This is a genomic window from Pseudomonas sp. TAE6080 (genome assembly GCF_018732265.1).
Taxonomy (GTDB): domain Bacteria; phylum Pseudomonadota; class Gammaproteobacteria; order Pseudomonadales; family Pseudomonadaceae; genus Aquipseudomonas; species Aquipseudomonas brenneri.
Genome location: NZ_JAHIDY010000004.1, coordinates 1 through 25,056, shown reverse-complemented (window position 1 = coordinate 25,056; position 25,056 = coordinate 1). Strand labels below are relative to the sequence as shown.

Sequence of the window (25,056 nt, the reverse complement as noted above, 5' to 3'; positions counted from 1 at the left end):
AAATGCTGACGCCCTCAACGGCGTCAAGCCATGATTCTATTTCTGGCACTTGGTTCTCCGGGCAACGATTGGTTGGGGGCGTCACGGCTCCTCATAAAAGAAGTGACCTACCGTCCCCAACCAAAGCCAGACAACCTTCTCCCCATCAATCCAAGGCATCTGAGCTTCATCTTCAAACAATTGCAGCGTCCTGGGCTTGTACTCGCAAACCCACAGCCCGTGATAAGGACAAGGTTCGCCACTGTGCGCGTGCAGACCGCTCACGGCCCAGAGCCAGCGAACGACCTGGCCTTGATGGAGGGGGAGCCGTTCGTTCAACTTGACTTCACAATCTACACAACGATCGCGCTCCATTTCCCTGCGGCCTGCGCGCGGTGCCGGTTCATAGCTGTTGGCGAAAGCGGATGGTGTTTGATCGAGGTCACGCTGCCAAAACACTCTGTCGTCGCCTGAATCGCTGGCGAAGGCCGGCAGGATATCGCCCTGCTTGAAAGCACGTCGGGAGTACGCCTGACCGGGGACGAGCCACCAGCCGGTTTGAGTACACGCCATGCCCATCACAACGCTTAACGGCGTCGTGTTGTTGGAGGTCTGTGCCGGGGTCACTGGCGGTTTTATCAAGCGTGTTGCCGGAGTCGGCCAATCGCTGTCAGGGTCGAAACGAGCCATCCAGCGACGGCTGTCAGCGTCGGTGAACCGTTCGTTGGGGTCGCCGTCCCATTGGCCGAAGCCGAGTAAATCTAAGTAGTCGAAACGGATTGGCTTGATTAATTTATTCAAAAGCATAGGCAATTCGGGCACGCCTTGTTCGACCGGGTACAACTCGGGTTGTTCGCCCAGTTCGATCCATTGGCCGCTGTGTAATTCGGTGATGCTGATGCGAGGATGGGCCAGTGCTGCGCGTACTTGCTCGCGGGTGAGGTCAAGTTTTTCGCGCCAATGGTCGGCGAGCAGGAAGGCCCAGGTGGGGGGGCGGATACCGTTGCGCAGTTCGCTCTGCATGCCAAAAGGGAAGTCAATATCCAGGCCATAGAAGCTGGGAGCCAACGCCCGCTCCCAGGTCGTGATCGCGGATCGTGTGCCGAACTCAAGCGGATTGGCCATGGCAAAGCCGCTGTAGACCTGATGCGCCTTGAGCAGGTCAATGGTCTTGAGCACAAAGCGGCGCCATGCTTCGCGGTTGTCCAACCACCATTGCCAACGGTAATAAAACATGATTGAGGAATAGGCGGTTCTCCTACTTTCATCTCTTATGAACCATGTTCGCCAGAAATAACCCGCCGTCGTCGGGGATGACGCATGTTTTTTTTCATCGGTGAATTTGAAAACAAAGTGCTCGGAGCGAGAGGCTTTCCTGGCTTGGTCGTGTAGATCCGGCAACCGTGATGAGCCGTAAGGATGTGGACGCTCTGAAATCGGGTGGGTCCCAATGGTGTAGGGCTTTCCAAGTAATTGCTCAAAGGCTTCGTGAATATCCACCATCAGCAGTGCTACTTCTTCATGGTTATCCGGGCCTGGGGGAAAATAAAAACTGATGAAAGGGCTGACGCCCTGTGACGACTCTTCAGTGCCTGACTCTGAATTAGGCCACTCCTTCAACAACTCGGCAAATAGGTCTCGCTCTTCGGCGGTAAACATCTGATGAGTAGTACTCATAATTAGTTTTTCTTCCTCGTTTGTTGGTTTTGCGGCGCTTTCTTTTCATCTACGTCAAAGCCGGTGCAATCCTCCGGCACCCGCAGCAGTGCTACTTTTTCTTTGCCGATCTTGTCCCGATTGACACCTGTTTTCGGCGTCATGAGTTCCACATAACTCATCATTTGTTTGTCTTTTACCCAATCCCCCGGAAACTTTATTTCAATCGCCGCAAACACATTGTCCGTTTCAAACGCCTCCTGCCGGTACTCAACCACCACCAAATCCGGAGCCAGGCTTTCCCAGGGCCGCGGCCAGAACGGAAACACTTTGCCAAACCGCTTCGGCCGCGTTTCAGGCTCCCCCAGCAAGGCTTTTGCGCTGTTACGGTTGTAGTTGGGCTCAGCCTTGAGCGGGCTGCGCCACTCCAACACTTCGTCGATCGCCTCAAACAGCAACGAAGCGGTGGTTTGCTTGAGCGCCACCTCAATGGTGGTCGTGACACTGTCACCCGCGACGGCCTTGCGCAGACGGCGCGGAACCTTGATTGGCATCTGCAACGCGACGTTGCACACCTGGCTGATGGCCGGGCGAAACGGCACCTTGCGTTCGATGTATTCCTTAAAGGTCACGTTTTCATTGCCGCGCCGCGAAACGGTGCTATTGCCACCCCGGTCCACCACGGCAAACGTTGAACTCTTGATCTCGATTTCACGGGTCAGCGCTTCAATGGCCTGCTGCAAGACGTGCTTGATACTGCGCTTGCGTTCAGCGATTTCACTGGCGAGCCGCGCCAAGTCGGCGGCGCTCATGGCGGACTCATGGGCCTGATACACACGATAAGCACGGTATGCACCTGCAAGAATGGCAGCGGCGGCTGGGGCGGGCATCAGTCAAGGTCTCCCATGTATTGATCAAGAAAATCATCTGGAAAAAGCCCGGCGTCATCGTGAGCCACGGCTTGTTCTTCAATGAGGGCAACGCTGGGTCGCCAGGTTTCGGTGACACGCTGATCCTCACGCACAATTGCTTTATGGGCTTGCACGGCGCGGGTCGTTTGGGTCATTGCCCAGTCGGTTTCGCCCGATGAGTGAGTCAGGCCCTCGGCGAGTACGGCAGTGCCATCGGTGATGCGATACCGATAACCAGAGAAGGCGCGTTGATCGCTCTTGAGCAGCGTATAGCGCCCCAGGAAGTCGCCAGCAGGAGGAGCCGGCGAACGCTGCAGGCTTGCGAATGGATTGCCGGTGCTCATCCCATCGGCGGTCACCGGTCCTTGGATTTTTATGGTCAGCCCATCAAGGGTAATCCCATCGCTATCAATCGTTATGCTGCCTCCGGGCGCCTTCAAAACGATTCGTTGGCCTGCATCAACTTCAAACACCGTGGTTTTCTGCGCAATGCCTTCTCCGGTAGCCAGCCGGTAGTGACTCTTTACACAGTGCTCAACACTCCCGCCGATGCGGATGTCATGGTCGGCGGCGACTGTGTCGTATCGGTTGTTGCCCACCACCTCGACACGGTCCCTGCCAATGGTGGTCCGGTGGTCGCGGCCCAGCGTCTGAAAGCGATCCTGTACCACCCCAATTCGCTCATCGTTGCCTACCCGCTCATTGCGGTCATGGCCAATTTCAATGCTCTCGTCATGCCCAACTTTTTCACTGCGGTCATTACCCACAAACGTCGTGTTGTTGTGCTTGATATGAACGTTCTTGTCTTTCTCGGCATGTATAAATACCTCCTGGTGCCCCAGCTCATCCTCAAAGCGCAGCTCATTGAAGCCTGTACCCTTATGGGTTTGGCTCTTGATGGTCATCCGCGTCTTATGTTTGGGCAGTTCATACGGCGGCAGATTGGTCTCGCGGAAGGTGCGGCCCGTGGCGATGGGCTGGTCAGGATCACCGTCTAAATAGCCAATAATCAGTTCCTGACCGACTCGCGGCACGGCCATGGCGCCCCAGGTCGCACCCGCCCAGCCTTGAGCGACACGAATCCAGCACGAACTCTGATCGTTGTTTTTGTCAGCGCGATCCCACGGAAACTGCACCTTGACCCGGCCCCATTCATCGCAATAGATCTCTTCCCCCGGCGGGCCGACTACGGTGGCGATCTGCGGGCCGTCGATGCAGGGTTTGGCACGCAGGGGGGCTTTCCAGTCTGAGGTCCAGCGGATGGCAGTGGCTTCCAGAAAGTAAGAAGTACCGTGGTCACTGCCGAACGCTTCTTCCTGCAAACTGGTGTGCTGCTTGCCTTCGTGCTTGATGGCGACGGTGCGCCAACGATCATTGAAGTCCTCACGGGGATGCTCGTTGAGGTCGAAGGCCAACCCCGGTTGCAGGCGCTCATCGTCGCCTTCCACATGGGCCAGCTTGGCGTCGTTGCGCAGCGCCGCCAAGCGGGTCTTGGTGAAGGGCTTGCCAGCGATATCCCGTTTGTAGCGCCCGGGATAGTCGTAGCGCTCGTAGTCCTTGTGCTGGTTGTTCAGGTCCTGGTCGCCGGTGGCGGTGTGCTGCTGGTTGTAGCGCGGGTGGGTGAAGGTATAGTCGCGCTGTACCTGGCGCGCAGTACGTACTTGTTCGGTGTAGTGGAAGCGGGTCAACGCCGGTTCCATGGCGTCGCCACCACCCATGGGCTGGTAGATCACCGGGCAATTGGTGTGGGTGCCAATGGTGCCCAGCCCGCCAACGCGGTCGGTGAGGACCAGGGTGTGGCCGTCGGCGCGGTGTTCGAAGGTGTAGAGCAGGCCCTCTTCGGCGGCCAGGCGGGCGATGAAGTTGAGGTCAGTTTCACCGGCCTGTACGCAGTATTCGCGGGGCTGATGGTCGAAGCAGAGGTAGGTTTTAACATCGGTCAGGCGCTGATCCTTGAGGACTTCAAGGATGATATTGGGCACGCTCTGGCCCTGGAAGATGCGCCAGTTGGAGCGCAGTTCGAAGCGCGCCAGCGTCGGTTCGACCACGGCACTGTAGCGGGTACGGCGAAAGCCGGTATCGCCTTGGGTGAACAGGCTGACCAGGCCGTGAACGTAGCGCACAGGTGTTTCACCGCGCCAAATCGTGAACAGCCCCGTCAAATCCAGCACACGATTGAAGTCGATGGCTGCGTTATGGCTGGCCAGTTTCAGTTCCAGCTTGAAGGGTTGAGACAAGCCTTCTTCGAACTTGAACGATACTACGTCGAAGGCATCACCCTTCAAGGGTTCGAAGGTGTAGCGCAGGTCGCTTTGGCCCGGCATCGGGATTCCTTGTCAATCGGTGGTTTGCAGTCGTTCACGCATGAAGCGTCTTGGGTTTGTGGGGTTGCAACGTCTTGACCGCTTCGTTGCGCGAGCCACTCTAAGCAGGCGTGATTTGACGCCTCAATAGAGTGGCGACAATCAAGAGGCATCCGACATTTCGGACGTTGATGAGCTGTCGGAAATATCCCATAAGTTGCACACAGCTGGCTTACCCACTGATAAATAAATAGGTACCTCCACGAAGGATAAGCGCTATTCCAACATGGCCAAAACGTCACCAGACGTTTATGCCAGAAGGTATAGCCATGACAACCACAGATAACGAAACACCCCCCTCGCGTGACGAGGTAACACCCACCACAAGGCAGTTGGCCGACCTGGATCGCCGCATGGGCCCCCTGGCCATCGGCGACCTGACCGTCAGCCGGGTGGCACTTGCGCGAATGGGTGCACGCCTTGATGGCCGGGCGCTCAGCGCAAGTGATGTGAGCGGGACGGATGTCGATCAAGTCTTTATTGACGGCGTGCGCTTCTCCAGCGCCGATGTCGAGCAGGCTTTCAGGACGCCTGATTTGCCTGCCGATCTAAACCCACCCTGCCTATTGTTCGACCTTGCCTCATTGCGCTCGGTCTCGGCGCCTGCGTTGATCGAGGGAATCGGCGATCCATCCTCGGTCACGCTGATGAACAAGCTCAACGGCCTGTTGGATCGGGTGCAGCACTTCAATCCGGAGACTTCGCGCTCAACTGGCGGCAACTTCAACTGGGTCAATGCCCCGTTGAGCCGAAGTATGGAAACCACAGGCAATGGCCTCCAGGCCTACGGTTACTACAGCGCAATCGTCGCAATTGCCGGGGCGATCAAGGAAGGTGACAAGTCAGCAGCCATCATTGGCATCAGCAACCTGGCCGCTGAGTTCACTGCACAGGCCCTGGAACTGAGCCTGGCCAGAACCGGGCAGGCCATGCTCAAAAACAGCGCGAACCTGTTCAAAGGCTTCTCCGTCTCTCGCGCCGGTAAATTGCTGAAACGCAGCGCAGGGCCTATCGGCAGCGCGCTGACATTGCCGTTTGATATCTACAGCGCCATAAACTCGTTTAAGGCTGCCGCCAACGCACAAGGCAAGGAGGCCATGGACCATTACGTCAGCGCCGGCTTTGACTTGGTCAGCATCGGTTTGACGGTAGGCCTGGGGGCTGCCGCACTGGCGGGTTTTAGCCTTGCCGGCCCATTGGGCATCGTGGCTGCCATCCTGTTGGTGATCGGTGCCGAAATCTACAGGGCCGTCCGCACGATTGACGATATCGATGACTACATTGAACTCAGTATTCATGAGCGCCTGCGTTCAGGGTGGCTGGTGTTCTGGAGACTTCCTCTGGATACAGATGTCATGAATCGATACCTGATCGCTAGAACCGCAAGCAGTCATGCCGATCAATTGGAAGCTCAGGCTCGCAAATGGCTTGAAAGCACATTGAAGGACAATGTCGAAAGCATTGTAAACGGCAAGTTCAACGTCACTCTGCGCCCGGTAAAATCCTGGAAGATAAGCTGGAGTGAGGAAGAGCTGCCGTACACCCTGATAGACCAGCCGGTGATCGACGATGAGGACGACGTGATCAACGCCGCTGCATTCCCCATCGAAAATCTTCCGGGCTACGTGCCAGGCACTCAGGGGCCCACAAAAGGAATCGCCTGGAGATTGGGCGGTGGGGAAGACCTTGTCACCGGTCTGCCAGACAAACCCAATTTTTTCCATTACGGCCAGGGGCGCAAGTACCTGACAGGAGGCAAGGAAAACGATGAGTTCATTTTCGCAGTGCCGGACGGCACCCTTGATGGCATTAATCCACGCCAGAACCTGAGCTCACTCCAGGGAGAAGACGGTACCGATACTCTCAGGTTTGTCGGCAATCATCCCGGTGGCGCACCCGGCGCGGGCTATACCATTGACCTGGAGCGTCAGCGTGTCGAGCTGCACCGCAGCCCTACAGACCTCTATCCGCAGCTCACGGCCACATTGTCCTCGATCGAACAGGTGCAAACCCTCGCAGGCGCTTCCAGCCGTGTCACAGGCGCGCTCGACACCAAACAAATCGTCTCGATGGGTCAAGACACCATCAACGCCGGCCCCGCGGATAACACCCTGGTGATCGCCGGGAGCGGGGCACGCGTCAACGGTGGAGCCGGCAAGGACCGCTACCTGATAGCCAACGGCATCGGCGTAGTCCGCATCGATGAAGATGGCGAAGACCTCAGTCACGTGGAAATGGCATGGCCCTTTGAACGTCTCCAGAGCTGGAGCATTCACGAGAACACCCTGGTGATATCCGCATTGAGTGATGCCGATGGCGACCTGGCCGAGCAACAAGTCATCATCATGAACGTCTACGAGACAATCGCCGGTAATCGTGTGCTGAAAAACAACAAACTGGTGTTCCTGACCCAGGATGGCTACGTGCTCTTTCCTATACTCCCTATAGAACTGCTGGGTTCGGAGAATCACAGCGTAACGGTACAAATCATTGCCCGCGGCCCCGAGAAAACGCTCCAGGCTGTCATCAACAACCGCGAATACGCGCTGTCTGCAGATGGCGAGTCCAACTTGTTTATTCCTCGCGACACAATGCACACAACGCTACGGTTCATCTCGGCATCGGATGATGCTACTTGCACGCTGTATGTCGACTACCCAAAGGAACACATCGACAGTGTCACTTACTCCTATCAAGTCACGAAAAGCCGCAGTGGCCACTTTGACCTGCTGACCTATAACCACTTCAAACTCAGCATTACCTTCAAAGGCGGAAAAAGACTGATGCTCGTCGACTACGCCCTTGAAAAAGGCCGGCCCAGGACGGCGGGAAGCAGCATCATGACCGCGCCCATCATCACCCAGTGTCGCTTGCTACTGGTCATGGCTGATGGTGAATCCTGCAACATCACGGCACCTTGCGTCTTTACCCTCAGCGACCGGTCGTACCCTGGCCACAAGCTCCACGACGGTCAGGCGCATCTGCAATTTCGAACAGGAAAGTTCGCTTTTGTCAGACCACAGGTTTCAAAAAGCATTCATTGCAAGTCAACCCCGCAAACAATCCGACTACCGGCGTTTTCGGGCGGTGGTATTTATTGTTTAAAGGGCAAAGGCTCAAGTTATGAGGTATTTCCAGAAAGCAGAACGACGCTCTATTTATCGCCACAGTATCCGGACCAGGCACAGCCCTCTACCTGGATATTCAACATAAAGGATCCTAGCCAGTCTCCGGAAATCACCGTCAATGAACAAACCGTCTGCGTCGGCACAATAAAAATAGTATTACCCAAGGCAACCTCAACCACGGGCAAACCCGACAGAATCATTATTTACGCGACTTCTGGTCATAAGTATGAAATCAGCCATGACCAAACGAATGCTTTTTTGTATGAAATGAATGCTCTTGCCCATAAGTCCATCGAAAATATCCACCTTGAACTGCGCAAACTCAGACAAAACAGTCCGCAGGTGGCGTCACATATATTGATTAACGGGTTGACTGCCCAGCAGCACCCACAAGAGCGTGTTTATTATGACGTTCAGGATGATGGATGGACCTTATCCAAGGACAGCACCCGCCCGCTGAACACGTCCGAACTGCAACTTCTACCTGCTATTTAAGCCCCCCTTTTTATTCCACCCCATGACCCTTGATAGGTTGCGTGTACCTGTTTGCTGCATTCCAAAAAGTCCACACCAAGACAAGGCACGGGGTACTTCAATAACGGAGAACATCCATGCGTCAAAACCCATCATCTTCACGTCAGCCTGCGTCGCCTGGAAGCAGGCCACCACTGTCGCCCACCAGCCCCCCCACCGCAGCCATCAACTCACCGCCATGGGTGAGACGAGGTGCCGCCGGCACCTCCGCACCCCATCCGACCCTGCAAGACCTGCCAAACTACACGCCTAGCGTTCCCGCCACCAACACGCTACTGGTCAACCACTTCCAGGGTCATCAAACGCCCTCGGCACAACCACTTCCCGGCTATCCAGACAGCACCTGGAGTATTAACCCTTATAGCGTACCGGCCAGCGTCAGGCCCAATCCACCAGCGCTGGCGCCAGGAGAGGAAATGTTTTCCATAGGACCTCACGACTATGTCCGATCCTTGTCCGACAGGCGTGCGACCCTGTATCGGACAAACCCCGACGGCACGCGGCAGCAATGCGGGAAAATCGCCAAAGACGGTCTATATGAAATAACCGATGCGACCAATAACACTCCACAATCCAAATACTTAAATGCGGATGACAAATGGTGCCGAGTGGTGTTAGACGACAACCTGGGCACCTACAAACTGCTCCCTGAAGTCGGTAGCCCAGTGCTCAGGGACGTATACATCGAGGCCAGTGGCCAGACGTCCTGGATCCCCATGCTCGACTTGCCGAACATCGGGGAAGTCATCCACTACGCACGCCTGTCAAAACGCCAGAGCGACACCCATCCAATGACCCTGGATTCACTGTCCATACTGGAGCAAGACAAATCAGTGTATCGATTGGTCAGAACCTACGCGCGCCAGATCATTGGCTTTAGCGACCCAACTATCATGTCGGCGCCGGTTCGCCAACGCGACAAAATGATTGATGCATCCATCTGGAAACACGGCTATCCCTACCGATATTTATTGGGTGTGTTCAAAGGAACTTCAGAACATGGGCGTATTCCTGTGGGCGCACCGTACTTTGATCCGTTCCAGGGCATACACAGTTTCAAGTGCAGTGAGGGTGGTTCGTTCAATATTGACGCACTTAAAAAATCCAGCCTCTTTATCCCTGAAACGCGCGTCAGAACAGATGTCGAAATATCCGTTTTCAACCAATGGCAGCAACTGGATAGGCGCCAGACAGCCAATAACCTGCAACGCGGCCAACTGAACGAAAAAATGTATGAACTCATGATCAAGGACGGGGGCTACGTCGTGCTTGAGGGGGGAAAGTACGCCAATGGCCAGAATGGCTTTGATCTGGTCTTCCACGGCACCGACGATATTACTTACTTGATGGAGGTCAAACATATTACCGGCGAAAGCCCGACATCCTCCGGCAAGGTGCAATTATCCATCACGCCATATCCCTACCAACTAAGTGACGGCTGGATTGATCATGTGCTGAGCCATCCAGAAGCGTTGAACACACCCGCAGGGCAGGCCGTGCGTGATGCAAAGTCCCGTGGACGGCTGGTTCAACTGGTGGGGGCCACCAACCAGAATGGAGAAATGCTGATGTTCAAGGCCGACATGAGCGAAGCAGGAGGTTGACGGCACAACCTCCCGATTGAGCTTTGCAGGGGCTCAGCTTTTGTGCAACTTGCTCATCAACTGCGCCTCAGCCTGGGTCAGGCCGCAGGATTGGGTCAGTTCGTCCACCGTGGCGCCCATGCCTACCAGCTTGGCCGCCTGGGCAAAGGACAGGTTGGCCGGGTCGCGCTGTTCCAGCGCCGACAATTTGTCGGGCATCGGGGCGAGGATGGCGCGCAGTTCATGCACGTCCTCCCCTACCCGCACGGCGCTTTGCTGGTAGTTGTCGACGCGCTTGGCCATCTCGCGCAGGCGCTGGTCGCGCACGGCATCGCGCTCGGCCTGCTGCAGCGCCAATTCGCGTTGCTGGCGCATATGGCGCAGCAACACCACCAGAGTCCCGACCCACAGCAGGGCCAGGACGATTACCGCTGCCTCAAGCATCAATCAGATGTTCTCCAGGTCCGACCACTCTTCTTCGCTCATCATCTTGTCCAGCTCAACCAGAATCAGCAGTTCGCCGTTCTTGTTGCACACGCCCTGGATGAACTTGGCCGACTCTTCGTTGCCGACATTCGGCGCAGTCTCGACTTCCGACTGACGCAGGTAAACCACTTCGGCGACGCTGTCGACCATGATCCCGACCACTTGCTTGTCGGCCTCGATGATGACGATACGGGTGTTGTCGTTGACTTCAGTCGGCATCAGGCCAAAGCGCTGGCGGGTGTCGATCACCGTCACCACGTTGCCGCGCAGGTTGATGATGCCCAGTACATAGCTCGGCGCACCCGGTACCGGGGCGATCTCGGTGTAGCGCAATACTTCCTGCACGCGCATCACGTTGATGCCGTAGGACTCGTTGTCCAGCTTGAAGGTCACCCATTGCAGAATCGGATCATCCAAACCCTGTGCGGACGCTGACTTGTTCATACCCCTGACCCCTTCAAATACCGTTGAGCACGGCGTGTGTTCTTCTTGGGCAGCGCCGTGGCGCTGCGTCTTTTATCAAGTACGTTTGTTACCTGGCAGATCCTTTACCGCGCCGCTGGCAATCAGCTCCGCCAATTCGGCGACATCCAGCAGCGCGCACATATGTTCAATCACCGTGCCCGCCAGCCATGGCCGCTGGCCCCGGTGGCTGCGCCATTTGATTTCGTTGGGGTCCAGGCGCAACGAACGGCTGACCTGATGCACCGCCAGCCCCCATTCGTAGCCCTGCACCGAAATCACGTATTGCAGGCCCTGGCGGAAATCATCGCGGTAGCGGTCGGGCATCACCCAACGCGCGGTGTCCAGCACCTTGAGGTTGCCGGCCTGGCTTGGCAGGATCCCGAGGAACCACTCCGGCTGGCCGAACAACGGTGTCAATTCCTGGCCTTCCAGGGAGTAGATCGAGCCCAGGCACACCAGCGGCACCGCCAGCGTCAGCCCGGCAACGTCGAACAGCAGGCATTCAAACGGCTCGGCGGCCCAGGACGGCCGGCCATCCGTCTCCACCGGAGGCGGTGTAATGCTTGGCGGGCGATGCACCTCGGCCACGGGCGGCACCAGGACCAGGGGCGCAGGCGCCTCCAGGGCCGGGACTTCGACCGCAACCACAACAGGCATCACCACCGCATCGCGGGCCTGCTCTTGCAGGACCGCCAATTGAAACTCATCCAGCTGGGTCTCAGGCTCAAGAACAGGCAGCGGTTCGACTTCGTCCAGCACCAGGATCGGTTCGGGCAGTTCTTCCTCGGTGGCATCCTGCAGCAGCGCGTCCAGGTAGGATTGCAACGCCAGCTGCGGGCGGCTCTTGATATCGACAGGACGGTTCATCTGTATGCCCACGCGCAAGCCCCGTTAACCGTGTATTCAAAGGTTATCGGCGCGATGCCCCGTGGACTTGAATGTGTGCTCATCTCACGCCACCTGTGCCACAAGTTGTTGGGCCAGCAGATGCTTGAGCAAGGCCCGGTAAGCCAGGACGCCACGGCTTTTGCCGTCGAACTGCGAAGGCGTGAGGCCTGCGCGACTGGCGTCTCGCAGGCGCGTATCCACCGGGATATAGCCTTGCCAGATGGTCTCAGGGTAGGCGTCACGCAGTACCCGCAAGGTGCCGAGGGAGGCCTGGGTGCGGCGGTCGAACAGGGTCGGCACGATACTGAACGGCAACGCCTGCTTGCGCGAGCGGTTGATCATGGTCAGGGTGCTAACCATGCGCTCCAGGCCCTTGACCGCCAGGTGCTCGGTCTGTACCGGGATCACCAGTTGCTGGCTGGCCGCCAGGGCATTGACCATCAGCACGCCGAGCAATGGCGGGCTGTCGATGATTGCGTAGTCAAAGTCCTGCCACAATTGCGCCAGGCTCTTGGCGATCACCAGGCCCAGGCCGCTCTGCCCCGGCGACTGGCGCTCAAGGGTGGCCAGCGCGGTGCTGGAGGGCAACAGCGAAATCTTGTCGTTGCTGGTGGGCAACAACAGTTGCCCGGGCAAGCCTTGGGGGACGCTGCCCTTGTGCAGGAACAGGTCGAAGCAGCTGTGCTCCAGCGCATCGGGGTCATAGCCGAAATAGCTGGTCATCGAGCCGTGGGGATCCAGGTCGACAATGACCACGCGCTTGCCCGCCTCGGCCAGCAAGCCGGCTAAGGCGATGGAGGTGGTGGTCTTGCCGACCCCACCTTTTTGATTGGCAACTGCCCAGACTCTCATTCGGATTGTTCCTTCCGGTGGGCGCTGGCTCGACCGAGAAATAGCACGAGGTTATAGAGCCGGTGACGGAGAATTGACGGCACTCCCGCGTTCCGGCGGCTTTACGGGCATCGGTGCAGTTTGTGTGCCAGCCCGCTTCATTGCTGCATCAGGTTGTGCATTGGCCGCACCCGTCGCGGTCAGGCTGCGGCGCACATCCAGGTTACGCGACACCACCAAGACCACCCGGCGGTTGCGCGCGCGGCCTTCGGCCGTCGCATTATTGGCCACCGGCTGGAATTCACCATACCCCACCGACGCCAGGCGCCCAGGGTTTACGCCCTGCATCGCCAACATACGCACGATGCTCGCCGAACGCGCCGACGACAGTTCCCAGTTGGTGGGGAATTGCGCAGTATGGATCGGCTGGTCATCGGTAAAGCCTTCGACATGGATCGGGTTGTCGAAGGGTTTCAAAATGGCCGCCACCTTGTCGATGATGCTGAAGGCAATATCACTGGGCAAGGCATCGGCGCTGGCGAACAGCAGGCTGGAGTTGAGCTCGATCTCCACCCACAACTCGTTGCCACGAATGGTCATCTGGTTGGAGCTGATCAGGTCGCCAAATGCCGCGCTGATATCGTCGGCGATGCTCTTGAGCGGGTCGCTGCCGCCACTGATGCCGGCGTCGGTCTCTTCACTGTCCTTGACCAGGGGTTTGGCCGGGGTCGTGGTCTTGGGCCGCTCATCGCCAATGGGAATCGGCTTGAGGGCCCGGTCCGAGTCGGTGAATACGCCGACCAGGGCTTCAGAGATGACCTTGTATTTGCCTTCATTGATCGAGGAAATGGAGTACATCACCACGAAAAACGCGAACAGCAGGGTGATGAAGTCGGCGTAGGACACCAGCCAGCGTTCATGGTTGACGTGCTCTTCAGGCTCGCGGCGGCGACGGCTCACAGGCAATACCCCTCGCAACACACATCAACTGTAGGAGCGAGCTTGCTCGCGAAAATCGCGAACGATAACGCGGGCCTGCAGGTTAAACGCAGCGCTCTCGGGTTTTTCGCGAGCAAGCTCGCTCCTACAGGGAGAGGGAGGCGCATGCTCATGCCCATCAATCCATGAAGCCCTGGAGCTTCAATTCGATGGAACGCGGGTTCTCACCCTCGGCAATCGACAGGATGCCCTCCAGGAGCATTTCCCGGTAACGGGACTGGCGCATGGCAATGGATTTGAGTTTGCTGGCAATCGGCAGCAGCAACAGGTTGGCACTGGCCACGCCGTAGATGGTCGCGACAAATGCCACGGCAATACCGCTGCCCAGTTGCGAGGGGTCGGCCAGGTTGCCCATTACGTGGATCAGGCCCATGACCGCACCGATGATGCCGATGGTCGGCGCGTAGCCACCCATGCTTTCAAAGACTTTGGCCGCGTTGATATCGCGGCTTTCCTGGGTGTAGAAGTCCACTTCAAGGATGCTGCGGATGGCTTCCGGCTCAGCGCCATCGACCAGCAGTTGCAGGCCTTTGCGCGCGTAGCTGTCGGGCTCGGCATCGGCCACGCCTTCCAGGCCCAGCAGGCCTTCCTTGCGCGCGGTGAGGCTCCAGTTGACCACGCGGTCGATGCCGCCGGCCAAGTCCACGCGCGGCGGAAAAATGATCCACACCAGGATCTGCATCGCGCGCTTGAACGAGCTCAAGGGCGACTGCAACAACGCCGCGCCGACGGTGCCGCCGATCACGATCAGCGCCGCCGGACCATTGGCCAGGGCGCCCAAATGGCCGCCTTCCAGGTAGTTGCCGCCAATGATGGCGACAAACGCCAGGAGTATCCCAACCAGGCTCAACACATCCATCAGTGACAGGCCTCCACCAGGTGCTTGCCGATGTCATCCAGGCTGTAGACCGCGTCGGCCAGGTCAGCCTTGACGATGGCCATGGGCATGCCATAGATCACGCAACTGGCTTCGTCCTGGGCCCAGATCGAGCTACCGCCCTGCTTGAGCAGGCGCGCGCCTTCGCGGCCATCGGCGCCCATGCCGGTGAGGACCACCGCCAGAACTTTGTCGCCGTAGGACTTGGCCGCCGAACCGAAGGTGATATCCACGCACGGTTTGTAGTTCAGGCGCTCGTCGCCCGGCAGGATTTTCACCGCGCCGCGACCATCGACCATCATTTGCTTGCCACCCGGGGCCAGCAACGCAAGACCCGGGCGCAGGATATCGCCGTCTTCGGCTTCCTTGACGCTGATCCGGCACAGCTTGTCCAACCGCTCGGCAAAGGCCTTGGTGAAGGCCGCGGGCATGTGCTGGACCAGCACGATGGGCGCCGGGAAGTTGGCCGGCAACTGGGTCAAGACGCGCTGCAAGGCTACCGGGCCGCCGGTGGAAGTACCGATCGCCACCAGTTTGTAGGCCTTGCGCTTGGGCGCAGGCGACGCTGGGCTCGGCGCCGCTGTACGCGCCGGGGCCACGGCAGGCCGTGCCACTGGGGCCGGTGCCGGACGCCCGAAACTGCTGCTGGTCGGTGCAGGTGCCACTACCGGGGCGGGAGCCACCGGGGCACGGAAGCTGCTGCGATTGCTGCGCGAGATGCTGTGCACCTTCTCGCAGAGCATCTGCTTGACCTTCTCCGGGTTGCGCGAGATGTCTTCGAAATTCTTTGGCAAAAAGTCCACGGCGCCAGCGTCCAGCGCATCGAGGGTCACCCGGGCGCCTTCGTGGGTCAGCGACGAGAACATCAAGACCGGGGTCGGGCAGCGCTGCATGATGTGGCGCACCGCGGTGATGCCATCCATCATCGGCATCTCGTAGTCCATGGTGATCACGTCCGGCTTCAATGCCAGGGCCTGATCAATCGCCTCTTTGCCGTTGGTGGCCGTACCGACCACCTGGATGTTGGAATCCGCTGAAAGAATTTCCGAGACGCGGCGGCGGAAAAAACCCGAATCGTCCACCACCAGAACCTTGACTACCATAACCACTCCGTTAGGCAGGGCGAGGGACAACCGCCCTGCCCGGGCCGAATCAAATACGCCGCGCGGCGTAACGCTTGAGCATGCTCGGAACATCGAGAATCAGCGCGATCCGACCGTCACCGGTAATGGTCGCACCCGACATGCCTGGCGTTCCTTGCAGCATCTTGCCCAATGGCTTGATGACCACTTCTTCCTGGCCAACCAGTTGATCGACGACAAAGCCGATACGCTGGGTGCCCACGGACAGGATCACCACGTGGCCTTCGCGCTGCTCTTCATGAGCGGCGGACGCCACCAGCCAACGCTTGAGGTAGAACAGTGGCAACGCCTTGTCGCGCACGATCACCACTTCCTGGCCGTCGACCACGTTGGTGCGCGACAGGTCGAGGTGGAAGATTTCGTTGACGTTGACCAGCGGGAAGGCGAACGCCTGGTTGCCCAGCATCACCATCAGGGTCGGCATGATCGCCAGGGTCAACGGCACCTTGATGACGATCTTCGAGCCCTGGCCCTTGGTCGAATAGATATTGATCGAGCCATTGAGCTGGCTGATCTTGGTCTTCACCACATCCATGCCCACGCCACGGCCGGACACGTCGGAAATCTCGGTCTTGGTCGAGAAGCCCGGGGCGAAGATCAGGTTGTAGCACTCGGTGTCGGTCAGGCGGTCGGCGGCGTCCTTGTCCATGACGCCGCGCTTGACCGCGATGCCGCGCAGGATGTTGGAGTCCATGCCTTTGCCGTCATCGGTGATCGACAGCAGGATATGGTCGCCTTCCTGTTCGGCCGCCAGGATCACTTTGCCCAGGCGCGGTTTGCCGCTGGCTTCGCGCTCTTCCGGGGTTTCCACACCGTGGTCGACCGCGTTGCGCACCAAGTGGACCAGCGGGTCGGCCAGGGCCTCGACGAGGTTTTTGTCGAGGTCGGTTTCTTCACCCACCAGTTCCAGAGCGATCTCTTTTTTCAACTGCCGGGCCAAGTCACGGACCAGGCGCGGGAAGCGCCCGAAGACCTTCTTGATCGGCTGCATGCGCGTCTTCATCACCGCGGTCTGCAGGTCGGCCGTGACCACGTCGAGGTTCGACACGGCCTTTTGCATGGCTTCGTCGCCGCTGTTCAGGCCCAGGCGCACCAGGCGGTTACGCACCAGCACCAGTTCGCCGACCATGTTCATGATGTCGTCCAGGCGCGCGGTATCAACCCGCACGGTGGTTTCGGCTTCACTGGCCGGGGCTTTGTCGGCAGCCGCTGGCGCACGGGCCGGGGCCGGTGCAGCGGCGCGGGCTGGTGCAGGCGCAGCAGCCTTGGCTGCCACCGCTGCCGGCTTGGCGACGGCAGCAGTGGCGGTGGCCGCTGCAGCAGGTGCCACTTCAGAGAACTTACCCTTGCCGTGCAACTCGTCCAGCAGGGATTCGAATTCGTGATCGGTAATCAGGCCATCCGCCGCAGGGGCGGCAGCAGCAGGCGGGGCAGCCGCCGCAACTGCCGGCAATGCATCGGCAGCAAACGAGCCCTTGCCATGCAACTGATCCAGCAGTGCTTCAAATTCGTCATCGGTGATGTCGGTGCTGACCGGCTGGGCAGGCTCCACAGCCGCTGGCGTTGCCGCCACAGCGTCCGGGGCGAACTGGCCCTTGCCGTGCAACTGATCGAGCAACGACTCGAACTCGGCATCTGTAATGTCTTCGCTGGTCGGCACCATGGCCGGTGCAGCCGTTGCCGGTGCTTCTGCCTGCGCCTTGACGGCATTGAGGGAGTCCAGCAGTTGTTCGAATTCGCTGTCGGTGACGTCAGGCTCGACCACCGGTTCAGGCGCGGCTTCAACCACCGGGGCAGTATTCAGGGCAGCAGGCTCTGCCAGGCGCGCCAGGGCGGCCAGCAGCTCCGGGGTGGCGGCGGTAATCGGTGCGCGTTCACGCACTTCATTGAACATGCCGTTGACCGCGTCCAGGGCTTCGAGGATCACGTCCATCAGTTCCGAATCAACGTGCCGCTCACCCTTGCGCAGGATGTCGAACACGTTTTCGGCGATGTGGCAGCACTCCACCAGCTCATGGAGCTGGAGGAAGCCGGCGCCCCCTTTTACAGTGTGAAAACCGCGAAAAATTGCATTGAGCAGGTTCGCATCATCCGGTCGGCTTTCCAGCTCGACCAGTTGCTCGGACAACTGCTCTAGAATTTCGCCGGCCTCTACAAGGAAATCCTGAAGGATTTCTTCATCGGCGCCGAAGCTCATATTGCGTGCTCCTTAGAAGCCTAAACTGGACAGCAAATCGTCTACGTCATCTTGACCTGACATAACGTCTTCACGTTTATCGGCATGAATCTGCGGACCTTCACCCTTGGCGAGGTGTTTTTGTGGATCTTTTTCCGAGAGGATCGCTTCGCGGTCATGTTCGATGCCGGCAAAACGATCGACCTGGCCAGCCATCAGCACCAGCTTGAGCAAGTTGCTTTCCACTTCAGTGACCAGCAGGGTCACACGCTTGATCACCTGACCGGTGAGGTCCTGGTAATCCTGGGCCAGCAGAATGTCATTGAGGTTGCTGGAAACCGTACGGTTTTCCTGCTCGCTGCGTGACAGAAAACCTTCGACCCGACGCGCCAGGTCACGAAATTCTTCTGCGCCCACTTCGCGACGCATGAAGCGCCCCCAGTCAGCACTCAACGCCTTGGCCTCATTGGCCATGCCGTTCACCAGAGGCGTGGCGTTTTCCACCAGGTCCATGGTGCGATTGGCTGCCGCCTCAGTCAGCCTGACCACATAGGACAGGCGTTCGGTGGCATCAGTGATCTGCGAGATTTCCTCGGCCTGGGGCATGTGCGGGTCGATCTGGAAATTGACGATCGCACTGTGCAACTCACGGGTGAGCTTGCCCACTTCCTGGTACAGGCCGCGGTCGCGGGTCTGGTTGAGCTCATGGATCAACTGCACTGCGTCGCCGAACTGGCCTTTTTCCAGGCTTTCGACGAGTTGGTGAGCATGTTTTTTCAGGGTCGACTCAAAGTCGGCCTGCGATGATTCTTTATGCTCCATAGCTCCCCCGTGGCAGCATCAATGACCGATGCGTTCGAAGATTTTTTCAATCTTCTCTTTCAAGGCCAATGCAGTGAATGGCTTGACCACGTAGCCGTTGACCCCGGCCTGGGCGGCTTCGATGATCTGTTCACGCTTGGCTTCGGCGGTCACCATCAACACCGGAAGATTGCGCAGTTTTTCATCGGCGCGCACATGGCGCAGCAGATCGATACCGGTCATGCCAGGCATGTTCCAGTCGGTTACCAGAAAGTCGATGCTCCCGCTGTTGAGGATCGGAATCGCCGTAATGCCGTCATCCGCCTCGACCGTGTTAGTGAACCCAAGGTCACGCAACAGGTTTTTTATGATCCGCCGCATCGTTGAGAAGTCATCAACGATGAGGATTTTCATGTTCTTGTCCAATTCGACCTCCAAGCAGTCTTAAACGCGTCCAGCACCTGGGCGCGCCATATCATTCAACAGGCATTACACAAAAAGGACTGCTAGGGCACACCACAGGTCGCTCCCGCCTGGCTTGCGCCCTGGCGGTTATCGCTCGCACTGTCCCCACACTGCCTGTCAGCGCGCTCGCCACTCGCCCAAACGCCCCCGCAAGCGGGCCGCGCATTGGCTATGGAGCTGACTGACCCGCGATTCGCTGACCCCCAGGACCTCACCGATTTCCTTGAGGTTCAGCTCTTCGTCGTAGTACAGCGCCAACACCAGTCGCTCACGTTCCGGCAGATTGGCAATCGCCTCTGCCAGGGCGCCCTGGAAGCGTTCATCTTCCAGGTCGCGTGAAGGCTCCTGGTGAGCACTCGCGCCGTCCTCGTGCAGCCCTTCATGTTCGCCGTCCTGTAGCAGGTCGTCGAAACTGAACAGGCGGCTGCCCAAGGTATCGTTCAAAATCCCGTAGTAATCGTCGAGACTCAATTGGAGTTCGGCCGCAACTTCGTGATCTTTAGCGTCGCGACCGGTTTTTGCTTCAATTGAGCGAATTGCGTCACTCACCATCCGGGTATTGCGGTGAACCGAACGCGGCGCCCAATCACCTTTACGCACTTCATCGAGCATCGCGCCACGGATACGGATACCCGCATACGTCTCGAAACTCGCACCCTTGCTCGCGTCGTACTTGGTCGACACTTCGAGCAGGCCGATCATCCCCGCCTGGATCAGGTCTTCGACCTGGACACTGGCGGGCAGGCGTGCCAGCAGGTGGTAGGCAATGCGCTTGACCAGAGGCGCATAGCGCTCGATCAATTCGCCCTGGCTGTCACGCGCTGATTTTTTGTAAAGGTTGTAGCCGCTGGCTGTCATAGCACCGGTCCCGCACTCGTCTGATGCACCAATCGCTCGACGAAAAACTCCAGATGCCCCCGGGGATTGGCGGGCAGTGGCCAGGTATCGACCTTCTGAGCAATTGCCTTGAACGCCAACGCGCATTTCGAACGAGGGAACGCTTCATAGACTGCACGCTGCTTTTGCACAGCCTTGCGCACACACTCGTCATAGGGAACTGCGCCGACGTATTGTAAGGCGACATCGAGGAAGCGATCCGTGACCTTGGTCAACTTGGCGAACAGGTTGCGCCCTTCCTGTGGACTCTGGGCCATGTTGGCCAGCACGCGGAAGCGGTTCATGCCGTAGTCGCGGTTGAGCAGCTTGATCAGGGCGTAGGCGTCGGTGATCGAGGTGGGTTCGTCGCAGACCACCAGCAACACTTCCTGCGCGGCGCGCACGAAGCTGACCACGGACTCGCCGATCCCGGCGGCGGTGTCGATCACCAGCACGTCGAGGTTGTCGCCGATATCACTGAAGGCCTGGATCAGGCCGGCATGCTGCGCCGGGCTCAGATGCACCATGCTCTGGGTGCCGGAGGCGGCCGGGACGATGCGAATCCCCCCAGGCCCCTGCAACAGCACATCGCGCAGCTCACAGCGGCCCTCAATGACATCGGCCAGGGTATGTTTGGGGGTCAGTCCCAGCAGAACGTCAACGTTCGCCAGTCCCAGGTCGGCATCCAGCAGCATGACACGGCGGCCAAGCTCTGCCAGGGCCAGGGACAAATTCACTGACACGTTAGTTTTCCCGACGCCACCTTTGCCGCCGGTCACCGCGATCACCTGTACGGGATGCATGCTGCCCATGTTCTTTCTTTACCTTGTCTTGCTTAGCCGCAGGCTACATAGGGTGGCCGCGGTAGCAGACCATCGATGTAGGTACATTGCACTGTGTTTCATGTTGCCTTCAGCCGACCCGCTTGGCTGGGTTGTGATAGAGGTCGGCGAACATGTCCGCCATCGCCTCTTCACTGGGTTCGTCCTGCATTTGCACACTGACTGCACGGCTGACCAGTTGATGACGGCGCGGCAGATGCAAGTCATCCGGGATCCGCGGCCCGTCGGTCAGGTAGGCGACCGGTAATTCATGGCTGATGGCAAGGCTCAACACTTCGCCCAGGCTTGCGGTTTCATCCAGCTTAGTCAGGATGCAACCGGCCAGCCCGCAACGCTTGTAGCTGTGGTACGCAGCAGTCAGAACCTGTTTTTGGCTGGTTGTTGCAAGTACCAGGTAATTTTTTGACTTGATCCCGCGTCCGGCCAGGCTTTCCAGTTGCATGCGCAACGCCGGGTCGCTGGCTTGCAGGCCGGCGGTATCGATCAGCACCACGCGTTTGCGCAGCAGCGGGTCGAGGGCGTTGGCCAGGGACTGGCCCGGGTCGACATGGGTCACCGGCACATTGAGGATCCGGCCCAAAGTCTTGAGCTGCTCCTGGGCACCGATGCGGTAGCTGTCCATGCTCACCAGCGCAATATTGTGCGCGCCGTACTTGAGTACATAACGGGCGGCCAATTTGGCCAGGGTGGTGGTCTTGCCCATGCCGGCAGGGCCGACCATGGCAATCACGCCACCTTCTTCAAGGGGTTCGATTTCCGGGGTCTGAATCATCCGCGCCAAGTGGGCCAGCAGCATGCGCCAGGCCTGGCGAGGTTCTTCGATACCGGTGGTCAGCTCCAGCAGGTCGCGCGACAACGGGCCGGACAGGCCGATGCGCTGCAGGCGACGCCAGAGGTTGGCCTGTTGCGGCTTGCTGCCTTGCAACTGGTTCCAGGCCAGTGAGCCCAACTGCACTTCCAACAGTTCGCGCAGGCCATTGAGTTCAAAACGCATCGAGTCGAACACGCGCTGGTCGACCGCCGCAGCCGGCGCCGGCGCAGCAGGACGCGGCGGCTCGACGAAGGTCGGCTCAACCAATGGCTCGGCCGCAGTCAGCGGCAGGCCGGCAAACAATTGGCGGTTGGTGGTCGCATCGCTGTCGCCACGCATGCTCAGTTCGGCCTGGGCCGAGACAATGCGCGAGGCGGTCTTGCGCAACTCGTCTTCGAGTTCCATGTTCGGCACGCGCGGCGCCAGGGCCTGGGGTTTGTAATCCAGGGCAGCCGTCAGCTCGACACCGCCGGCAATGCGACGGTTACCGATAATAGCCGCGTCGGCGCCCAGTTCATCACGAACCAGCTTCATGGCCTGACGCATATCGGCGGCGAAAAAACGCTTTACTTGCATAACCCACTACCTCAGCCGTTGGGCCCTACTGTCGCGACGATAGTCACTTGCTTGTTGTCAGGAATTTCCTGATAAGCCAATACGTGCAAATTCGGTACTGCCAGGCGTCCAAACCGCGACAACATCGCCCGGACGGGGCCGGCCACCAGCAGGATCACCGGTTGGCCCTGCATTTCCTGGCGCTGTGCGGCATCGATCAACGAACGCTGCAGCTTTTCAGCCATGCTTGGCTCCAGCAGGACGCCCTCTTCCTGGCCTTGTCCTGCCTTCTGGATACTATTGAGCAATATTTGTTCCAACCTTGGTTCCAAGGTGATGACAGGCAGCTCGGAGTCAAGCCCGACAATGCTTTGGACGATGGCACGCGACAAACCGACGCGCACCGCAGCCACCAGAGCGGCAGTATCTTGACTCTTGGCGGCATTGTTGGCGACGGCCTCGGCAATGCTGCGAATGTCGCGTACCGGCACCTGCTCGGCCAACAGTGCCTGCAACACCTTGAGCAACTGCGACAACGACAGGATGCCCGGCACCAGCTCTTCGGCCAGCTTTGGCGAGGCCTTGGCCAGCAATTGCATGAGTTGCTGGACTTCTTCGTGGCCAATCAGCTCGTGAGAGTGCTTGTACAGAATCTGGTTGAGGTGCGTGGCGACTACCGTGCTGGCATCCACCACGGTGTAACCCAGGGACTGCGCCTGGCTACGCTGGCTGACTTCGATCCACACCGCGTCCAGGCCAAAAGCCGGATCTTTGGCGGTTATGCCGCTCAGGGTGCCAAACACCTGGCCCGGGTTGATCGCCAACTCGCGGTCCGGGTAGATCTCGGCTTCGGCCAGGGTCACGCCCATCAGCGTCAGACGGTAGGCACTGGGGGCCAGGTCGAGGTTGTCGCGAATGTGGACGGTGGGCATCAAGAAGCCCAGGTCCTGGGACAACTTCTTGCGCACACCCTTGATCCGCGCCAGCAGTTGGCCGCCCTGGTTGCGGTCGACCAGCGGGATCAGGCGATAGCCGACTTCCAGGCCGATCATGTCGATCGGGGTCACGTCATCCCAGCCCAACTCCTTGGTTTCCTGGGCGCGGGCCGGCGACGGCAGCAAGTCCTGCTGGCGCTCCACCTCTTTCAAGGCCTGGACCTTGACCGCATTCTGCTTCTTCCAGAACAGGTACGCGCCGCCGCCGGCCAGGGCGGCCATGCTCAGGAACGAGAAGTGCGGCATGCCCGGCACAATGCCCATGATCGCCATGATGCCGGCCGCCACGGCCAGGGCCTTGGGCGAGGAAAACATCTGGCGGTTGATCTGCTTGCCCATGTCTTCGGAGCCGGACGCACGGGTCACCATGATCGCCGCAGCTGTGGATAACAACAGTGATGGCAATTGCGCCACTAATCCGTCACCGATGGTCAGCAAGGCGTACACCTTGCCCGCATCGCCGAAAGTCATGCCGTGCTGGAAGATACCGACCGCCATGCCGCCGATCAGGTTGATAAACAGGATCAGCAGGCCGGCGATGGCGTCGCCACGCACGAATTTGCTGGCACCGTCCATCGAGCCGTAGAACTCGGCCTCCTGGGCCACTTCGGAACGACGGGCCTTGGCCTGGTTCTGGTCGATCAAACCGGCGTTAAGGTCGGCGTCGATCGCCATTTGCTTGCCGGGCATGGCGTCGAGGGTAAACCGTGCGCTCACCTCGGAAATCCGCCCGGCGCCCTTGGTCACCACCACGAAGTTGATGATCATCAGGATCGCGAACACCACGATACCGACCACGTAGTTGCCGCCGATCACCACCTCACCAAAGGCCTGGATCACCTTGCCGGCGGCGGCGTGACCGTCCTGGCCGTGGAGCATCACCACCCGCGTGGAGGCCACGTTAAGGGCCAGGCGCAGCAGCGTGGCAACCAGCAAAATGGTGGGGAAGACCGCAAAATCCAAAGGCCGCAGCGCGTAGACGCACACCAGCAGCACCACAATGGACAGGGCAATGTTGAAGGTGAAGAACACGTCCAACAGGAACGGCGGCATTGGCAACATCATCATTGCCAGCATGACCAACAGCAACAACGGCACACCCAGGTTGCCTCGCGAGAGGTCCGTCAGGGTGCCACGGGCGTTGTTGAGCATTTGAGAGCGATCCACCACCGGTATTCCTCGTTGCCTTGAAGCAAAACTTTGACGCCAGGAGGCGACTTGGAGGGGCTTGTGCAAGAAGCCTTCCAACTTTTGCTTGAGGCATACCGGGGGACGATTATTGTTAGCCGCTAGAGTGGCTGGACGTTTTCTGCCTGAATACCTTTAGGGCCGTGGACAACCGCATATTGCACCTTTTGGCCCTCTGTCAGCGCCTTGAATCCCTCGGTTTGAATGGCCGAGAAGTGAACAAACAGATCCTCTCCCCCATCATCCTGTTTAATGAAGCCAAAGCCCTTTGACTCGTTGAACCACTTCACAGTGCCCGTTGCCATTGCCCTTCTCCCGAATCCTTGCTTGAACATCCGCGCGCTATCAAACCGCGAAGCAGAGGCAGTGGCTACTGTCAGAGTTGACAGGTAGACATGGGAGGCAAGCGATGTTAGGCCGGGCATCGGGCGCTTGCTACCTGTTCGGACGCCATCGCGGGCAAGCCCGGCTCCCACAGTTGATCGCCTGTCTCTTATACACATCT

Annotated in this window: 20 protein-coding genes; 2 read left to right on the top strand and 18 right to left on the bottom strand. The window is 59.0% G+C overall.

The window, feature by feature from the left end:
- Positions 1-81: 81 nt before the first annotated feature.
- From KL786_RS04735 to KL786_RS04725, 3 genes are all read right to left on the bottom strand, one after another.
- Complete coding sequence (locus tag KL786_RS04735; protein WP_215516928.1) at positions 82-1,656, bottom strand: type VI immunity family protein; 1,575 nt, start codon at positions 1,654-1,656, stop codon at positions 82-84.
- Between the two features lie 2 nt (positions 1,657-1,658).
- Positions 1,659-2,447, bottom strand: a complete 789-nt coding sequence (locus tag KL786_RS04730; protein ID WP_252193605.1) for a VRR-NUC domain-containing protein — start codon at positions 2,445-2,447, stop codon at positions 1,659-1,661.
- Positions 2,448-2,524: 77 nt separating this feature from the next.
- Positions 2,525-4,870 (bottom strand): type VI secretion system Vgr family protein, encoded by a 2,346-nt coding sequence (locus tag KL786_RS04725; RefSeq protein ID WP_215516926.1) that lies wholly within the window; start codon positions 4,868-4,870, stop codon positions 2,525-2,527.
- A gap of 308 nt (positions 4,871-5,178) precedes the next feature.
- On the opposite strand from KL786_RS04725, the gene KL786_RS04720 reads away from it, so the two are divergent.
- On the top strand, positions 5,179-8,532 hold the full coding sequence (locus KL786_RS04720) for a calcium-binding protein (RefSeq protein WP_215516925.1): 3,354 nt from the start codon (positions 5,179-5,181) through the stop codon (positions 8,530-8,532).
- Positions 8,533-8,648: 116 nt separating this feature from the next.
- The gene (locus KL786_RS04715) at positions 8,649-10,175 is read left to right on the top strand and encodes a hypothetical protein (protein WP_215516924.1); all 1,527 of its coding nucleotides are present in this window, start codon (positions 8,649-8,651) and stop codon (positions 10,173-10,175) included.
- 33 nt (positions 10,176-10,208) lie between these two features.
- Here the strand turns inward: KL786_RS04715 and KL786_RS04710 are convergent, their stop codons facing one another.
- From KL786_RS04710 to KL786_RS04640, 15 genes are all read right to left on the bottom strand, one after another.
- The gene (locus tag KL786_RS04710; protein ID WP_215516923.1) at positions 10,209-10,601 is read right to left on the bottom strand and encodes a DUF2802 domain-containing protein; all 393 of its coding nucleotides are present in this window, start codon (positions 10,599-10,601) and stop codon (positions 10,209-10,211) included.
- Positions 10,602-11,084, bottom strand: coding sequence for a chemotaxis protein CheW (locus tag KL786_RS04705; RefSeq protein WP_032859076.1), 483 nt, complete (start codon positions 11,082-11,084; stop codon positions 10,602-10,604).
- A 75-nt stretch (positions 11,085-11,159) separates the two neighbouring features.
- Positions 11,160-11,972: a CheW domain-containing protein gene (locus tag KL786_RS04700; RefSeq protein ID WP_215516922.1), complete on the bottom strand. Its 813-nt coding sequence runs from the start codon at positions 11,970-11,972 to the stop codon at positions 11,160-11,162.
- An 84-nt stretch (positions 11,973-12,056) separates the two neighbouring features.
- On the bottom strand, positions 12,057-12,845 hold the full coding sequence (locus KL786_RS04695; protein ID WP_032859072.1) for a ParA family protein: 789 nt from the start codon (positions 12,843-12,845) through the stop codon (positions 12,057-12,059).
- 51 nt (positions 12,846-12,896) lie between these two features.
- Complete coding sequence (gene motD, locus KL786_RS04690; protein WP_032859070.1) at positions 12,897-13,784, bottom strand: flagellar motor protein MotD; 888 nt, start codon at positions 13,782-13,784, stop codon at positions 12,897-12,899.
- A 157-nt stretch (positions 13,785-13,941) separates the two neighbouring features.
- Positions 13,942-14,682 (bottom strand): flagellar motor protein, encoded by a 741-nt coding sequence (locus KL786_RS04685; protein ID WP_029292570.1) that lies wholly within the window; start codon positions 14,680-14,682, stop codon positions 13,942-13,944.
- Positions 14,682-15,803 (bottom strand): protein-glutamate methylesterase/protein-glutamine glutaminase, encoded by a 1,122-nt coding sequence (locus KL786_RS04680; protein ID WP_215516921.1) that lies wholly within the window; start codon positions 15,801-15,803, stop codon positions 14,682-14,684. The genes KL786_RS04685 and KL786_RS04680 overlap by 1 nt, the downstream gene beginning before the upstream one ends.
- A 49-nt stretch (positions 15,804-15,852) precedes the next feature.
- Positions 15,853-18,039: a chemotaxis protein CheA gene (locus KL786_RS04675; RefSeq protein ID WP_215516920.1), complete on the bottom strand. Its 2,187-nt coding sequence runs from the start codon at positions 18,037-18,039 to the stop codon at positions 15,853-15,855.
- A 12-nt stretch (positions 18,040-18,051) separates the two neighbouring features.
- Positions 18,052-18,840, bottom strand: coding sequence for a protein phosphatase CheZ (locus KL786_RS04670; RefSeq protein ID WP_104911848.1), 789 nt, complete (start codon positions 18,838-18,840; stop codon positions 18,052-18,054).
- Positions 18,841-18,858: 18 nt separating this feature from the next.
- A complete protein-coding gene (locus KL786_RS04665; protein ID WP_162237637.1) occupies positions 18,859-19,233 on the bottom strand; it encodes a chemotaxis response regulator CheY in 375 nt (124 codons plus the stop codon).
- Between the two features lie 168 nt (positions 19,234-19,401).
- On the bottom strand, positions 19,402-20,142 hold the full coding sequence (gene fliA / locus KL786_RS04660) for an RNA polymerase sigma factor FliA (protein WP_029292560.1): 741 nt from the start codon (positions 20,140-20,142) through the stop codon (positions 19,402-19,404).
- The gene (fleN, locus tag KL786_RS04655; RefSeq protein ID WP_003192912.1) at positions 20,139-20,972 is read right to left on the bottom strand and encodes a flagellar synthesis regulator FleN; all 834 of its coding nucleotides are present in this window, start codon (positions 20,970-20,972) and stop codon (positions 20,139-20,141) included. Before fleN ends, fliA begins: the two co-directional genes overlap by 4 nt.
- A gap of 100 nt (positions 20,973-21,072) precedes the next feature.
- Positions 21,073-22,389, bottom strand: coding sequence for a flagellar biosynthesis GTPase FlhF (flhF, locus tag KL786_RS04650; RefSeq protein WP_029292553.1), 1,317 nt, complete (start codon positions 22,387-22,389; stop codon positions 21,073-21,075).
- Positions 22,390-22,400: 11 nt separating this feature from the next.
- The gene (gene flhA, locus KL786_RS04645; protein ID WP_252193609.1) at positions 22,401-24,515 is read right to left on the bottom strand and encodes a flagellar biosynthesis protein FlhA; all 2,115 of its coding nucleotides are present in this window, start codon (positions 24,513-24,515) and stop codon (positions 22,401-22,403) included.
- Positions 24,516-24,652: 137 nt separating this feature from the next.
- Positions 24,653-24,856, bottom strand: a complete 204-nt coding sequence (locus KL786_RS04640) for a cold-shock protein (protein WP_169897504.1) — start codon at positions 24,854-24,856, stop codon at positions 24,653-24,655.
- Between the last annotated feature and the right edge of the window lie 200 nt (positions 24,857-25,056).